The sequence below is a fragment of the Burkholderia sp. AU4i genome, from assembly GCF_000466765.1.
GTDB lineage: Bacteria > Pseudomonadota > Gammaproteobacteria > Burkholderiales > Burkholderiaceae > Burkholderia > Burkholderia cepacia.
In genome coordinates this window covers 104431-120098 of the sequence record NZ_ASSI01000031.1, presented here as the reverse complement: position 1 = coordinate 120098, position 15668 = coordinate 104431, and the positions used below count along the sequence as shown (strand labels likewise).

Annotated in this window: 12 protein-coding genes; 10 read left to right on the top strand and 2 right to left on the bottom strand. The window is 68.6% G+C overall.

Going from position 1 to position 15668, the window contains the following annotated elements; translation table 11 throughout:
* The 8 genes from L810_RS05580 to L810_RS05545 form a co-directional block, all read left to right on the top strand.
* The coding region (locus L810_RS05580; protein ID WP_042973341.1) for a TonB-dependent siderophore receptor at window positions 1–2107 on the top strand (2107 nt) is incomplete at its 5' end.
* Window positions 2108–2166: 59 nt separating this feature from the next.
* The gene (gene pnuC / locus L810_RS05575) at window positions 2167–2799 is read left to right on the top strand and encodes a nicotinamide riboside transporter PnuC (RefSeq protein ID WP_021157393.1); all 633 of its coding nucleotides are present in this window, start codon (window positions 2167–2169) and stop codon (window positions 2797–2799) included.
* A gap of 36 nt (window positions 2800–2835) precedes the next feature.
* On the top strand, window positions 2836–4026 hold the full coding sequence (locus L810_RS05570) for a phosphotransferase enzyme family protein (protein WP_021157392.1): 1191 nt from the start codon (window positions 2836–2838) through the stop codon (window positions 4024–4026).
* A 250-nt stretch (window positions 4027–4276) separates the two neighbouring features.
* Entirely contained in the window at window positions 4277–5617 is a 1341-nt protein-coding gene (locus tag L810_RS05565) for a TolC family protein (RefSeq protein ID WP_021157391.1), read from the top strand.
* A gap of 34 nt (window positions 5618–5651) precedes the next feature.
* Entirely contained in the window at window positions 5652–7127 is a 1476-nt protein-coding gene (locus L810_RS05560; protein ID WP_021157390.1) for an efflux RND transporter periplasmic adaptor subunit, read from the top strand.
* Between the two features lie 185 nt (window positions 7128–7312).
* On the top strand, window positions 7313–10537 hold the full coding sequence (locus tag L810_RS05555; protein WP_021157389.1) for an efflux RND transporter permease subunit: 3225 nt from the start codon (window positions 7313–7315) through the stop codon (window positions 10535–10537).
* Window positions 10537–11220, top strand: a complete 684-nt coding sequence (gene irlR, locus L810_RS05550) for a heavy metal response regulator transcription factor IrlR (RefSeq protein ID WP_021157388.1) — start codon at window positions 10537–10539, stop codon at window positions 11218–11220. Before L810_RS05555 ends, irlR begins: the two co-directional genes overlap by 1 nt.
* Entirely contained in the window at window positions 11217–12641 is a 1425-nt protein-coding gene (locus tag L810_RS05545) for a heavy metal sensor histidine kinase (protein ID WP_021157387.1), read from the top strand. Before irlR ends, L810_RS05545 begins: the two co-directional genes overlap by 4 nt.
* Window positions 12642–12720: 79 nt before the next feature.
* Here the strand turns inward: L810_RS05545 and L810_RS05540 are convergent, their stop codons facing one another.
* On the bottom strand, window positions 12721–13008 hold the full coding sequence (locus L810_RS05540; RefSeq protein WP_021157386.1) for a DUF4148 domain-containing protein: 288 nt from the start codon (window positions 13006–13008) through the stop codon (window positions 12721–12723).
* Window positions 13009–13214: 206 nt separating this feature from the next.
* On the opposite strand from L810_RS05540, the gene L810_RS05535 reads away from it, so the two are divergent.
* The gene (locus tag L810_RS05535) at window positions 13215–13562 is read left to right on the top strand and encodes a hypothetical protein (protein ID WP_021157385.1); all 348 of its coding nucleotides are present in this window, start codon (window positions 13215–13217) and stop codon (window positions 13560–13562) included.
* 310 nt (window positions 13563–13872) lie between these two features.
* Here the strand turns inward: L810_RS05535 and L810_RS05530 are convergent, their stop codons facing one another.
* Window positions 13873–15033, bottom strand: coding sequence for a porin (locus tag L810_RS05530; RefSeq protein WP_042973339.1), 1161 nt, complete (start codon window positions 15031–15033; stop codon window positions 13873–13875).
* Between the two features lie 317 nt (window positions 15034–15350).
* Between L810_RS05530 and L810_RS05525 the strand changes: the two genes are divergently transcribed.
* Window positions 15351–15626: a DUF4148 domain-containing protein gene (locus L810_RS05525; protein ID WP_021157383.1), complete on the top strand. Its 276-nt coding sequence runs from the start codon at window positions 15351–15353 to the stop codon at window positions 15624–15626.
* Window positions 15627–15668 lie beyond the last annotated feature (42 nt).

The following is a 15668-nucleotide window of genomic DNA, read 5'->3' as shown; positions in this document are numbered from 1 at the left end:
GCCGGACGCCGGGGCGGCCGGCAGCGCGACGCTGCCGACGATCACGGTGAGCGGCGAGCGCGGCAACGCGCTGCGCGCACGCACGGCATCCGTCGCGGGGCTCGACGACGCACCGCTGCGCGATACGCCGGCGTCGGTGAGCGTCGTCACGCGCGCGCAGCTCGACGACCAGCAAGCGAAGCGGCTGAGCGACGTCGTGCGCAACGACGCGTCGGTCGTCAACGACTATGCGCCGGTCGGTTATTTCGAAGGCTTTGCGATCCGCGGTTTTCCGGTCGATCTCGCGAGCGCGATCCGGATCGACGGGCTGACGGTGTCCGGCGAGCAGAACGTGCCGCTCGAGAACAAGGAGCGCGTCGAGATCCTGAAGGGGCTTGCGGGCATCGACAGCGGCGTCGTCGCGCCCGGCGGGGTGATCAACTTCGTGACGAAGCGCTCGGCGAACGTCGCGAGCGTGACGGGTGGCGTCGACAGCCGCGGCTCGACGTCGGCGGCCGTCGATCTCGGCCGCCGCTTCGGCCCCGACAATCAGTTCGGTTTCCGGATCAATGCCGCGAAGGAGAACATGCACTCCTACGTCGACGGCACGAACGGACGGCGCACGTTCGGCTCGATCGCCGCCGACTGGGACATCAGCCCGCGCGCGAGCCTGCAGCTCAATGCCGAATTCCAGCAGTGGATCCAGCGTTCCGCGCCCGGCTACCAGCTGCTCGGCGGCACCGTCGTGCCGTCGGTCAAGACGACGTCGAAGGCGCTCGGCACGCAGCCGTGGGCGAAACCGGTGACGACCGACGCGCTGAACCTGAACGCGCGCTTCGACTACCAGTTCAACGACGACTGGAAGGCGTATATCGCCGCCGGCCGCAGCCGCACGATGATCGACGACAACAGCGCGTTCGCGTACGGTTGCTATTACGCGGCGAGCTGCACGGCCGGCGCGACGTCGCCGTTCTTCTTCGGCGCGAACGGCGACTACGACGTGTACGACTTCCGCAGCCCCGGCGAATACCGGCGCAACGACGACCTGCGTGCCGTCACGACCGGCAAGTTCGCGACGGGGCCGCTGCGGCACGAGCTGACGCTCGGCGTGAGCGTGCAGCGCCGCGTCGTGCACATGGCGACCGCCGTGTACGACTATGTCGGCAGCGAGAACATCTACGGACCCGACGTCTCGTTTGCACCGTCGCCGAATACGCCCGGGCCGTCGTATCCGCAGCTCGATTCGTGGCAGTACGGCGTGTTCGGGCTCGACCGCATCAGCATCGGCGAACACTGGCAGGTGCTCGCGGGCGGCAAGGAGGTGCTGCTGCGCCAGCGCAGCTGGAGCAGCCTCGACGGCGACGCGACGCACACCGACCGCTCGGTGTTTCTGCCGCAGGTTGCGCTCGTCTACAAGCCGGTGAACGTGCTGTCGCTGTACGCGTCGTACAGCAAGGCACTGTCGCTCGGCGACCAGGCGCCCGTGCGCGCGACCAACGCGTATGCGTTCCTGCCGCCCGTCGAATCGCACCAGTTCGAGGTCGGCGCGAAATACGACTGGCTCGACCGGCTGAGCCTCACGGCCGCCGTGTTCTCCATCAGCAAGCCGTTCCAGTTCGCCGATCCGGACGCATCGGGCACGACCTACACGTTCGTGCAGCGCGGCACGCAGCGGCACCAGGGGATCGAGCTCGGCGCGGCCGGGCGCGTGACCGAGCGGCTGGGGCTGACGGCCAGCGTCGCGGCGATTCGCGCGCGCGCGTACGATTCGGGTTCGCCGGCCTACGAAGGGCACCAGGTCATCAACGTGCCTGCGCTGCGCGCGTCGCTGTATGCGGACTACGCGGTGCCGGGCGTGGCCGGGCTGAACGTGCTGGGCGGCGTCGAGTACAGCGCGGCCCGCAACGCGAACGAGGAGGGCACCGCGCAGGTGCCGGCGTGGTTCGTGTTCAATCTCGGCGCGCGTTATACGACGAAGATCGGCGGCCATCGCACGGTGTTGCGCGTGTCGGTGGACAACCTGTTCAACAAGTTCTACTGGCGCGACGCGGGTGAGCAGCAGGGCGATGCGTACCTGTTCCCGGGTGCGCCGCGCACCGCCCGCGTGTCGTTGACCTATGATTTCTGACCGTCCGGAACCGGCCGCGTGACCCGCAGCCCCGGCAGCTAACCTGGAGAGCACAGACGATGTCCCCACTCGAAATCGCCGGCGTGATCGTCAGCGCGCTCGCGATCTGGCTGACCGCGAAGCGGCGCATGCTGTGCTGGCCGGTCGGGCTCGTGTCGGTCGCGTTGTACGGCTGGATCTTCTTCGACGCGAAGCTGTATTCGGACATGCTGCTGCAAGGCGCGTTCGCGGTGCTGCAGGTGTACGGCTGGCAACGCTGGCTCGCGCAGCGCGCGAGCGAGGCCGACGGCAATGCGGCGCCGGCAGGCGATGTCGCGCCCGTCACGGGCGTGCGGCCGATGCAGATGCTGCCCGACCTGATCGCGGCCGTCGTCGGCAGCGCGTTGCTCGGCGGCATGATGGCGCGCTGGACCGATGCGGCGCTGCCGTTCGTCGATGCCTCGCTGACCGCGTTCAGCCTCGTCGCGCAATACTGGACCGCGCGGCGCTACATCGCATCGTGGGGGCTGTGGATCGTCGTGAACGTCGTGTATGTCGGGATGTTCGTGTTCAAGGAACTGTATCTGACGGCCGGCCTCTACGCGTTGTTCATCGGGCTGGCCGTCGTCGGCTGGCGCGACTGGAGCCGCACGGCCGCGGCGCTGCGCGCGGCGGCCGGCGGTGCGCTGGCAACGGGCGGCGGCGCGCGCTGATTCACGCGCCGATTCAACTACGGAGCAACGTCGTTCATGTCATTCCCACTCGAGCCGGACGGCGCCCTGCCGCGTGACGTCGCGCCGCCGCAATTCGGTGTCGACGGCGAGCAGGCCGAACGCGACTGGCCGCTGATGACGCACGACGAGGTGGCGGCGGTGCTCGCGCGCATCGACGGCGCCGGCGAGCCCGAGCGGCTCACGTGGCACAGCCCGCGACAGTTCGCGGCGGCCGTGCTCGTGCGGATGGCGGACGGGCGCGGGCTGTTCGTCAAGCGTCATCACGCGAGCCTGCGCGATGTCGCGGGGCTCGAGGAAGAGCATCGCTTCATCGCGCACCTGCGCGAACGCGGCATGCCGGTGGTCGACGTGCTCGCGGATCGCAACGGTGCGACCGCATTCGCGTCCGGCGACTGGACCTACGAAGTGCATGTGCTCGCGCCCGGCGTCGACCCGTATCGCGGCGTGATGTCGTGGCAGCCGTTCACGCATGCGTCGCACGCTTACGCGGCCGGCCGCGCGCTGGCCGAGCTGCATCGCGCGTCGGCCGGCTACGATGCGCCGGCGCGGCCCGTGCGCACGCTGCTGTCGAGCTTCCGCGTGCTGTCGTCCGACGATCTGGCGGGCGCGCTCGAACGCTGGGTCGAGGCGCAGCCGCTGCTCGTGCGCGCACTCGGCGCGCGCGACTGGCGCGGCGACGTGGCCGACGCGATCGGCCCGTATCACGCGCGCCTCGTGCCGCTGCTGCCCGCGCTACCGCCGCTGTGGACGCACGGCGACTGGCACGCGTCGAACCTGTTGTGGACCGAGGCGGGGCCCGGCGCGCAGGTGCGGACGGTGCTCGATTTCGGGCTGTCGGATCGCACCTGCGCGGTGATGGACCTCGCGCTCGCGATCGAGCGCAATACGGTCGACTGGATGGCGCCGGCCGACGCGCGGCGCGTCGAGTACGCGCAGATCGACGCGCTGCTCGACGGGTATGAGTCACTCGAACCGCTGGGCGACGAAGCCTATGCGGCACTGGTCGCGATGCTGCCGATCGTGCATACGGAGTTCGCGCTGTCGGAAGTGGCTTATTTCGGCTGCATCATCGATGCGCCGGCCATCGTCGATATCGCATACGACGGGTATCTGATCGGGCACGCGCGGTGGTTCGGCGAGCGCGACGGGCGGCAGTTGCTCGACTGGCTCGTGCAGCGCCGGCGCGCGAAGCAAGGGACAGCCTGATTTGCGCACCGGGGTTTCGGCGCACGCGCGCCGATTCCCCGATTCCCCGATCCTCCGCAGTCTTCCTCGCGGCCGTCGGGCTGCACGTTCACCCGATCCTCCTGATCGTCTACGCGGGATGCCATTCCCGCAGGGCACAGCACGCTCGCGCGCGGCCGCCCCCAAGATGACGGAAATGTCATCTTCGCCTCATGTTCGCACTGCGGCCGGACCGTAGCATCGGTCGCGAACCGTTACCGCAGAACCGAACATGCTCAAGCTCAACCTCGCCGTGGCCGTTGTCTTCGCGATGGCCGCGACGGCTCATGCGCAGCCGTCGCTGTCGCCGGGGCCGGCTCCGGCTGCCTCCGGCAGCGCCGCGCCGATCGGCGCACCGCCACCCGACGCACGCCCTTCCACTTCGTTGACGCTTGCCGATGCGCTCGCGGCCGCGGCCCGGAACAATCCGGCGCTGCGCGGCGCGCGTGCGGACGTCGATGCATCCGCGGGCGCGCTGATGCAGGCCGGTGCGCGCCCCAATCCGGAAGTGTCGTTCCTGCAGGAAAGCTTCCGTCGCGCCGAACGCACGTCGACCGTGCTGCTGAACCAGACGATCGAACTCGGCGGCAAACGCGGCGCGCGGCTCGACGTCGCGTCGTACGGCAGGGAGGCGGCCAATGCGTCTCTCGACGAACAGGGCGCCGTCGTGCGCGCCGACGTGATCGCCGCGTTCTACGGGCTGCTCGCCGCGCAGCGCCAGCTTCAGGTCACCGAGGAATCGGCCGCGATCGCCGCGCGTTCCGCGGATCTCGCGAGCCGCCGTGCACAGGCCGGCAAGGTGTCGCCGGTCGAGGCGACCAAGGCGCACGTGGCGGCGGCCGGTGTGCAGATCGAAGTCGTGACGGCGCGCGGCCGTGTCGAGGTCGCACGCGAGAAGCTGAACGCGGTGATGGGCGAGGCGCGCGACGGCCGGCTGGCGGTGCTCGGCGACCTCGAAGCCGTGCCGCCGGTCGATTCGCTGCCCGCGCTCACCGCGCAACTCGACGACGCGCCGCTCGCGCGGATCGCGCGCGCCGAGATGCTGCGCTCGAACGCGGCCGTATCGCTCGAACGCGCGCGGCGCATTCCGGACGTGACGATCAGCGCGGGCGTGAAGCGCGTGACCACGGGCGGCGTGCCGGACAACCAGGCCGTGGTCGGTGTGTCGATCCCGATTCCGCTGTTCAACACGAACAAGGGCGCGCTGCTCGAGGCGACGCACAAGGCCGCGCGGGCGAACGCCGATCTCGATCGCGAACGCACGCGCCTGCGGCTGGAGCTCACGCAGGCCTACGCGAATTTCGAAGCCGCCGCGCAGGAAGCGCAGCGGCTGAAGGACGACATCCTGCCGGCCGCGCGCGTCGCGCTCGACGCGATGTCGCGCGGCTACGAACTCGGGAAGTTCAGCTTCCTCGACGTGCTCGACGCGCAGCGCACGCTGTTCCAGGGCCAGTCGCAATACGTGCGCGCGCTCGCCGACGCCCATACCGCGCGTGCCGACATCGGCCGGCTCGTCGGTACGCCGCTTGCACCGCTTGTACCGCTTGTGCCGCTTGTGCCTGTCACGCAATAGCGCAACGGACGCCTCCATTACCTGAAGGATCATCATGTCACGCAGCAGAATCCTGATCATCGCGGCGGTCGTGCTCGGCGCCGCCGGGATCGTCCTCGGCGCACTCGGCGTCACGCGCAACGGCGGCGGCAACGACACGTCCGCGTCGGCGGCGCCCGAATCCGCTTCATCCACCGAAGCCGCCGGCGAGCGCGGCGGTATCGTGCTCAGGCGCGGCAAGCTGTCCGTCGAAATCGTGATGACGGAGAAGCCCGGCGACGCGCGCCTCGTCGTCTATCCGTTCGTCGACGGCAAGCCGGCCGGCAAGGGCGTCACCGTGTCCGGCACGCTGGTTCGCTACGACCGCACGCACGAGCCGTTGCGTTTCGACGCGGCCGGCCAGAAGTTCGTGTCCGCGCAGTCGATCGCCAAGCCGCACGTGTTCGATGCGACGATCGACGTGAAGGCGGGCAATGACGCCGCCTCGTTCCCGTTCGCACGCGCCGACGGCGCGATCGCGTTGACCGACGCGCAGCTGGCGACCTCGAAGATCGCACTCGCGAAGGCCGGCCCCGCGCAGATCGCGACACCGTTCCAGCTCCCTGGCGAGATCAAGTTCAACGAGGATCGCACCGCGCACGTGGTGCCGCGCGTGGCCGGCATCGTCGAGCAGGTGTCGGTGTCGCTCGGGCAGAACGTCGCGAAGGGGCAGGTGCTGGCCGTGATCGCGAGCACCGATCTAGCCGACCGGCGCAGCGAGCTGCTGACGGCCGAACGCCGGTTGTCGGGCGCACGTGCGACCTACGAGCGCGAACGCACGCTGTGGCAGGAGCGTATTTCGGCCGAGCAGGACTACCAGCAGGCGCAGGTGCAGTTGCGCGAAGCCGAGATCGCCGTGCAGAACGCGCGGCAGAAGCTCGCCGCGCTGAATGCGCCCGCCGGCGCGGGCGCGCTGAACCGCTACGAACTGCGTGCGCCGTTCGCGGGCACGATCGTCGAGAAGCATGCGACGCCCGGCGAAGCGATCGCCGCCGATGCCAGCATGTTCGTGATCTCCGACCTGTCGACGGTATGGGCCGAGATGGCCGTGCCGGCGCAGCGGCTCAACGACGTGCGGGTGGGCCGCGACGCGACGGTCGTCGCGACCGCGTTCGAATCGCGTTCGAGCGGCCCGATCGCGTACGTGGGTTCGCTGCTCGGCGAACAGACGCGCACCGCGCCCGCGCGCGTCGTGCTGCCGAACCCGGACGGCGTGTGGCGGCCCGGGATGTTCGTGAACGTGTCGGTCGACGCGGGCAAGCAGGGCGTGCCGCTCGCGGTCGCGAGCGACGCGCTGCAGGACGTCGACGGTGCACCGTCCGTTTTCGTGCGTTCTCCGAAGGGCTTCGTCGCGCAGGCCGTCGAGACGGGGCGGCGCGACGAACGTGCGACCGAAGTGCTGAAGGGGCTGAAGCCGGGCCAGGAATACGCGGCGTCGAACAGCTTCGTGCTGAAGGCCGAACTCGGCAAGGGGAGCGCGGAACATGAATGAGCATCACGTGTGCGCCGTGGTGCGAAGCACGGCCCGGTCCGCAGCCCGATTTGCGGCCAGATTTGCAGCCAGATTCGCGGCCAGATTCGCGGCCAGATTTCCGGCCCGCCGGGTGGCCGGCCGGGCGGCCGGCCGGGCGGCCCGTCCGTCGAAAGTGACCGTGCCCCGCTTCAAGGAACCCCGCCATGTTTGAACGCCTGATCCGCTTTGCGATTGCGCACCGCTGGCTCGTGATGCTGGCGATCGCGGCCGTGGCCGCACTGGGCGTGTTCAGCTACCAGAAGCTGCCGATCGACGCGGTGCCCGACATCACCAACGTGCAGGTCCAGATCAACACGGCCGCGCCCGGCTATTCGCCGCTCGAGGCCGAGCAGCGCATCACCTATCCGGTCGAGACCGTGATGGCCGGGCTGCCGGGCCTCGAGCAGACGCGCTCGATCTCGCGCTACGGGCTGTCGCAGGTCACCGTGATCTTCAAGGACGGCACCGACATCTACTTCGCGCGGCAGCTCGTCAACGAGCGCATCCAGGAAGCGAAGGACAAGCTGCCGCCCGGCGTCGCGCCCGCGATGGGGCCGACGTCGACAGGGCTCGGCGAGATCTACCTGTGGACCGTCGAAGCCGATGCCGCCGCGCGCAAGCCCGACGGCACGCGTTATACGGCGGCCGACCTGCGTGAACTGCAGGACTGGGTCGTGCGGCCGCAGCTCCGGAACGTGCGCGGCGTGACCGAGGTCAACTCGATCGGCGGCTACGTGAAGGAATACCGTGTCGCGCCGAATCCGGCGAAGCTGATGTCGTACGGACTGACGCTCGCCGACGTCGTGCGCGCACTGGAACGCAACAACGACAACGTCGGCGCCGGCTACATCGAGAAGCGCGGCGAGCAGTATCTCGTGCGCGTGCCGGGCCAGGCGCGCACGGTCGACGACATCGCGAACATCGTGCTGACCAACGTCGGCGGCGTGCCGGTGCGGATGAAGGACGTCGGCGTAGTCGACATCGGCCGCGAACTGCGCACCGGCGCCGCGACGTCGAACGGCGAGGAAGTCGTGCTCGGCACGGTCTTCATGCTGATGGGCGAGAACAGCCGCACGGTCGCGAAGGCCGTCGCCGAGAAGATGGCGGACGTGAACCGCACGCTGCCGTCCGGCGTGAAGGCGATTCCCGTGTACGACCGCACGGTGCTCGTCGAGAAGGCCGTCGCGACGGTGAAGAAGAACCTGCTCGAAGGCGCAATCCTCGTGATCGCCGTGCTGTTCCTGTTCCTCGGCAACATGCGCGCGGCGCTGATCACCGCGCTCGTGATCCCGCTGTCGATGCTGATGACCTTCACCGGAATGGTCAACGCGAAGGTGAGTGCGAACCTGATGAGCCTCGGCGCGCTCGACTTCGGGATCATCGTCGACGGCGCGGTGGTGATCGTCGAGAACTGCGTGCGGCGGCTCGCGCATGCGCAGGCCGCCGCCGGCCGGCCGCTCACGCGCGACGAGCGCTTCGCCGAGGTGTTCGGCGCGTCGCAGGAAGCGCGGCGCGCACTGATCTTCGGGCAACTGATCATCATGGTCGTGTACCTGCCGATCTTTGCGCTGACCGGTGTCGAAGGCAAGATGTTCCATCCGATGGCCATCACCGTCGTGATGGCGCTCGCAGCCGCGATGGTGCTGACCGTCACGTTCATTCCGGCGGCCGTCGCGCTGTTCATCGGCGAGCGCGTCGAGGAGAAGGAGAACCGCCTGATGGGCTGGGCGCGGCGCGCATACGAGCCGGTCCTCGCGGCATTCATGACGCGGCCGGTGCGCGTGATGCTCGGCGCGGGCGCGATCGTGCTCGTCACGCTCGGGCTGGCCACGCGGCTCGGCAGCGAGTTCATCCCGAGCCTGAACGAAGGCGACCTGGCGGTCGCTGCGCTGCGGATTCCCGGCACGAGCCTGTCGCAGTCGGTCGAGATGCAGAAGTCGATCGAGAAGACGCTGAAGGCGCGCTTCCCCGAGATCGAGCGCGTGTTCGCGCGCACTGGCACGGCCGAGATCGCGGCCGACCCGATGCCGCCGAACCTGTCGGACGGCTACATCATGCTGAAGCCCGCCGACCGGTGGCCCGACCCGAAGAAGCCGCGCGACCAGCTCGTGCGGGAGATCGAGGAAGCGCTCGCCGAGCTGCCGGGCAACGCATACGAGTTCTCGCAGCCGATCCAGCTGCGCTTCAACGAACTGATCTCGGGCGTGCGCAGCGACGTCGCCGTGAAGATCTTCGGCGACGACATGGCCGTGCTGAACCAGACCGGCGAGCAGATCGCGGCGGCATTGCAGAAGGTGCCGGGCGCGTCCGAAGTGAAGGTCGAGCAGACCACGGGGCTGCCCGTGCTGACCGTCAATCTCGACCGCGACAAGCTCGCGCGCTACGGCGTGAGCGTGGCCGACCTGCAGGATACGGTGGCCGCGGCCGTCGGCGGGCAGAAGGCCGGCACGCTGTTCCAGGGCGATCGCCGTTTCGACATCGTCGTGCGGCTGCCCGACGAGCTGCGCTCGGACATCGAGGCGATCAAGCGGCTGCCGATCGCATTGCCCGCGCCGGCGGCCGGCGCCAGCGCGCCGCTCGCGGCGGCGCCGTACGTGCCGCTCGCGGAGCTCGCGACGATCGACGTCGCACCGGGCCCGAACCAGATCAGCCGCGAGGACGGCAAGCGGCGGGTGGTCGTCAGTGCGAACGTGCGCGGGCGCGACGTCGGCTCGTTCGTCGCCGACGCGCGCGAGCAGCTTCAGCAGGACGTGCGCGTGCCGGCCGGCTACTGGGTGTCGTGGGGCGGGCAGTTCGAGCAGCTGCAGAGCGCGAGCGAGCGCCTGAAGCTCGTCGTGCCGCTCGCGCTGTTCATGGTGTTCGTGCTGCTGTTCGTGATGTTCAACAACGTGAAGGACGGGCTGCTCGTGTTCACCGGCATTCCGTTCGCGTTGAGCGGCGGCGTCGTGTCGCTGTGGCTGCGCGGGATTCCGCTGTCGATCACGGCGGCGGTCGGCTTCATCGCGCTGTCGGGCGTGGCCGTGCTCAACGGGCTCGTAATGATCTCGTTCATCCGCAACCTGCGCGACGAAGGGACGCCGCTCGAGGCCGCCGTGCGCGAAGGCGCGCTCACGCGGCTGCGGCCGGTGCTGATGACCGCGCTTGTCGCGTCGCTCGGTTTCCTGCCGATGGCGTTCGCGACCGGCACCGGCGCCGAGGTGCAGCGCCCGCTCGCGACGGTCGTGATCGGCGGTATCCTGTCGTCCACGGCGCTGACGCTGCTGGTGCTGCCCGTGCTGTACCGCGTCAGCCATGCGGTGTCGTGGCGTGCCGCGCTGGCGGGCGGGTTCGGCGGCGGCTTCGTGTCGGGCGCGCTGCGCCGGCTGGGTTTTTTCAAGGGTAATGCGTGATGCGAATTCTGATTGTCGAAGATGAACCGAAGACGGGCGCATATCTGCGCAAGGGCCTGACGGAAGCAGGTTATGTCGTCGACTGGGTCGAGGACGGCATCACGGGCCAGCACCAGGCCGAGACCGAGGAATACGACCTGCTCGTGCTCGACGTGATGCTGCCCGGGCAGGACGGCTGGACGCTGCTGCAGAACCTGCGGCGCAGCAAGTCGACGCCGGTGCTGTTCCTGACCGCGCGCGACGACGTCGGCGATCGCGTGAAGGGGCTCGAGCTCGGCGCTGACGACTATCTCGCGAAGCCGTTCGATTTCGTCGAGCTGACCGCGCGCATCAAGTCGATCCTGCGGCGCGGCCAGCCGCGCGATTCGAACACGCTGCGCGTGGCCGACCTCGAACTCGACCTGACGCGCCGCAAGGCCACGCGGCAGGGCGACACGATCCTGCTGACCGCGAAGGAATTCGCGCTGTTGTGGCTGCTGATGCGCCGCGAAGGCGAAATCCTGCCGCGCGCGACGATCGCGTCGCAGGTGTGGGACATGAATTTCAACAGCGACACGAACGTCGTCGATTCGGCGATCCGGCGCCTGCGCTCGAAGATCGACGACGCGTACGACCCGAAGCTGATCCACACCGTGCGCGGAATGGGCTACGTGCTCGAAGCGCGCGGCGGCGCGGCCGCATGATCGCGCGACTGCTGCCGCGTACGCTGCGCGGACGCCTGACCGCGCTGATCATCCTGTCGACGTCGGTGATCCTCGCGTCGAGCGGGGTCGCGCTTTACGAGGCGCTCAGCAATCGCGTCGAAACGACGGCCGCCGAGCAGATGGCCGGGATTTCCGCCGCGCTGGGCGCGCACCTGGCCGAAGCGCGCTCGACGGCAGACGTCACGCGCAACGTCGATATCTGGATCGACCAGTTGCACGGCCATCCGAACATGGATCTCGCGATCTACGACGCGACGGGCACGCGCCTCGTCGGCACGCCCGGATTCCGGCTGATTGCACCGCTGCTGTCGCTCGACGCGGGGCGCGTGCCGGTCGGCGTCACGCCGCCCGGCGCGCGGCAGCAGTATCTCGTGACGACCGTGCCGCTCGCCGGCGCAGGTGCGCCGGTGGTACGCGTCGCGGTGCAGTACGACCGCAGCGCCGACATGCTGCTGCTGCGCACGCACGCTTATACGATCGTCGTGATCGAGGTGTTCGGTGTGATGCTCGCGGCCGCGATCGCGTACGGCATCGCGGCGCTGGGCTTGAGCCCGCTGCGGCGGTTCGCGGCGCGCGCCGAGCAGATGTCGACGAGCCGGCTCGCCCATCCGCTGCCGGAACTCGATACCGCGGGCGAGCTGAAGGAACTCGAGCACGCGTTCAACGGGATGCTCGGGCGGCTGAACGAGTCGTTCACGCGGCTGAGCCAGTTCTCGTCGAATCTCGCGCACGACATGCGCACGCCGCTCACGAACCTGCAGGCGGCCGCACAGGTCGTGCTGTCGCAGCCGCGCAGCGCGGATGAATACCGGAACGTGATCGAGTCGAGCATCGACGAATACCAGCGGCTGTCGCGGATGATCGAGGACATGCTGTTTCTCGCGCGTTCGGAACAGGCCGGCACGTCGATCGACGTGCGGCGATTGAATGCGGCGGAGGAGGCCGGGCGCGTGGCCGGCTACTACGAGGCACTCGCGGAGGATGCGGGCGTGCAGGTGAAGGTCGACGGTCACGCGTGGGTCGATGCGGACCTGACGCTGTACCAGCGCGCGCTGAGCAACCTGCTGTCCAATGCGCTGCGGTACGCGCCGCGCGGCAGCGTCGTGACGATCGACTGCGTGGAGCAGGGCGGTGCGACGACGATTGCCGTGTCGGACACGGGGCCCGGCATTGCCGCCGAGCATGTCGGGCGGATTTTCGAGCGCTTCTATCGCGTCGATCCGTCGCGGCACAATTCGGCGTCGGGTACCGGGCTCGGCCTCGCGATCGTCCGGTCAATCATGGACAATCACGGCGGCGAATGCGGCGTCGACAGCGACCCCGGCCGGCACACGACGTTCTGGCTGCGCTTTCCGCGCCAGCCGGCCGAACCGAAGCGGCTGGCGGCCGCCAGCGCCTGACACCGCGGGCGGGCACGCCCGCGCGTTCGCCATGAGGCGGCCGCGCGTGGCGCGCTGCCCGCGGTCGTGCGGCCGGGCGTCATTGCCGCGCGGTCAGTTCGTCGTGGTTGTCGGTCTGCGGCTTCTTCTCGCCGCCATGCACCGAAATCCCGTGAAGCTCCTTGTTGCGCGCGATGAGCTCGCCGCTCGGCGGGTACTGCGTCTTGCTCGTCGGCACGACGCCGTCGTGCTGCGCCTGCTTCAGTTCATTGACGACCTGCGTGCGGGTCTTGCCCTGCGTTTGCGTCTGCGCGAATGCGGGCTGCGTGACCATGCCGAGCGACAGCGTGGCGGTGACGAACAGTGCTGCGAGTTGTGCGGTTTTCATCGAGTGCTCTCCTTGATCAGGGCCGCCGGGTGGCGAACCATGGACCCAGTATGCGAAAGCGGCCGTGCGTGATCGTGATCGCGAGATGAAAAATACGTCAGATTGCGTGATGCCGGGACGTGCCGTTCGACCGCGGCCGACATGATGCAATCGTCATGTTCGCGTCATGGGCGCGATGAGCGGGAAGCGGAACATGAAGCCTGCCGATGGTCGACCTGGCCGACGGCATTCGCGCCGTCCGCGACAGCAGCATGGAATGCTGGCGGCCCTTTCCGACCTTCACCCCGGACCGAAAATTGCATCGTCCCGCCGTTCGCCTCGCCTTGATCGCAGTCCTGATCGTCCCGTTGTGCGCGGGTTGCACATCGACGCGCTCCGGCCTAACGCCCCCTGCGTCGGCCACAACGGCCACGCCCGCCGCCGCGCGCAAGCCGCTGCCGGCCGACCTCATGCCTGGCGAGCAGATCGACTATGCGGGGCATCGCTGCGGCAATCCGAACCTGTACGTCAAGACGCACGTGTGCCTGTTCCCGCAGCGCAGCGGCACGCGTTGACGGCGATCACACTGCACGCGATTGCGCGGTCTCAGGTTGCCGGGGATGCGGCGGGAGTCGTCCGGGATAGCGCGCGGTCGGTCGCAGGTTCGTTGCCGAACACACAGGATGTCGATTCGCGACGAGCAAAAAGAAGCCCGGCACTCGCCGAGTCCGGGCCTAACGCGTGACGTGCCGTGCGGCAGCGACCCGCTTGCGTGGTCTGGAACGGGCGCTGCCCGTCACGTTTACGATCGTAGCGAAGCGACGCTTCGCTAACCTGATCGGAACATGAAATTTTCGTCACGCGGCGCGCGTATTGCCGCCGCGATCAGAACCGGTGGCGCAACCCGAGATTGACGATGCCCTGCGTGCGCGTCCCGCCATAACCATAGGAACCGATCGACGCCTGCGCCGTTTGCGTGCCGCCGTCGAGCGTGCGCTGTTCGCCGTTCGCGCGCTGCCATGCACCGACCGCGTAGAGATCGGTGCGCTTCGACAGCACGTAATCGGCGCCGGCGGACACCTGATGATAGGTCGCGCCCGTATCGCCGCGGGCGCGCGTGTAGCTGTAGCCGACGCCGACGAGCAGGCTGGGTGTCGCCTGGTAGTTGAAGAAGCCGCGCGCGGTGTCGTACTTCTGCGTGCTCCGGAATGCGGACATCGCATCGGCCTTGTACTGCGCGTTGCTGTAGTCGATGCCGACCGCGAACGGCGCGAAGCTGTAGCGCAACGCGCCGCGCGCGATGCCGATCGATTTCGCGGAGAGGTAGCCGCCGTTGACCAGCGACCCGTCGAACGTGCCGTCGGAGGTGCCGTTCCAGCCGGTGCGGATGCCGTTGGCGAGCGCTGAACGATTGGCGGCGTAGTAGTAGCCGCCGGCCACGTCGACCGGGCCGTTGCTGTACGACAGACCGGCCGACCAGGTTTGCCCGGCGCCGCTCTTGCCGGCCACGCCGCCGAGCGCGTACATGCCGACGAACTGGAATCCGTTGATCACCGGCGACGTGTATTTCACCGCGTTGTCGGTGCGCGACGACGTGTCGTAGTTGTCGACGTCGCCGGGTGTCGCATAGACGCTGCCGAAGTAGAAATCGCCGGTAATCGGCCACGCGACATCCGCGAGCGCGTCGTACTGGCGGCCGAGCGTCAGTGTGCCCCAGCGCGCGCTTTCGAGGCCGACGAAAGCCTGCCGGCCGAACATCCGGTTGCCTTGCCCGAGCGCGCCGGTGTTCGGGTTGAAGCCGTTTTCCAGGGTGAAGACCGCTTTCAGCCCGCCGCCGAGATCTTCCGCGCCCTTCACGCCGAAGCGGTTGCCGAGCAGGTTGCCGTTGCCGAGGCCGACGAGATTCGTGCCGTTCGCGTCGGCATTCCACACGTAGGTCAACGACGTATCGAACAGGCCGTACAGCGTGACTTCCGACGCGTGTGCCGCTTGGGCGGCCGTGAGCATCGCACCCGACATCATCGCGAGCCGAACTGGAGTTTTCATGGTGTGTCCCTGAGGTTCAAGAGGATCGATCCGTGCATCGGTCGATTCCGGCGCCGCGCGTTGGTGCGGCAGGCGCGGAATGTCGCAATCGCGCTGCCGATTCTGGAAAGCGTTCGGATCGTGAAGGTGAGGGACAAATGAGAAAAATGTCATTACCGCGTCATCGACCTGGAAACTTGCGACCCGTTTTCATCGGGAGTGCGATGCAGGAGAGGCCGGGGCAGTGACGAAACCGTCATGCTGCGATCACGATTCCGCACCGCCGCCGGATCAAAGTGAAGGCTCCTGTCACATCTTTCCAGCAAGGAGCGAGCCACATGAACATTCCGCGACCGATGATCGTCGTCGCCGCCGCCGTCCTGTCGATTGCGGCCCTCTCGCAGGCAGCGGCCGCGCAGCAGAAGACCCGTCAGGAAGTCCGTCAGGAACTGGTGCGTGCGCGCCACGACGGCGTGATCCCGAGCCCGAACCACGACTACCCGGCGAGCCCGGCCACCGTCGCGCGCAACCAGGAAATCCATCGCGCGACGGTACATCGCGGCGAGGCGGCGCCGCGGGTCGATGCGCACGACAACCGTCTTGCGGTTCGTTGATCGTTCATGCGCGGCCGGCCGGCACGGTGCCCGCCGGCCGCA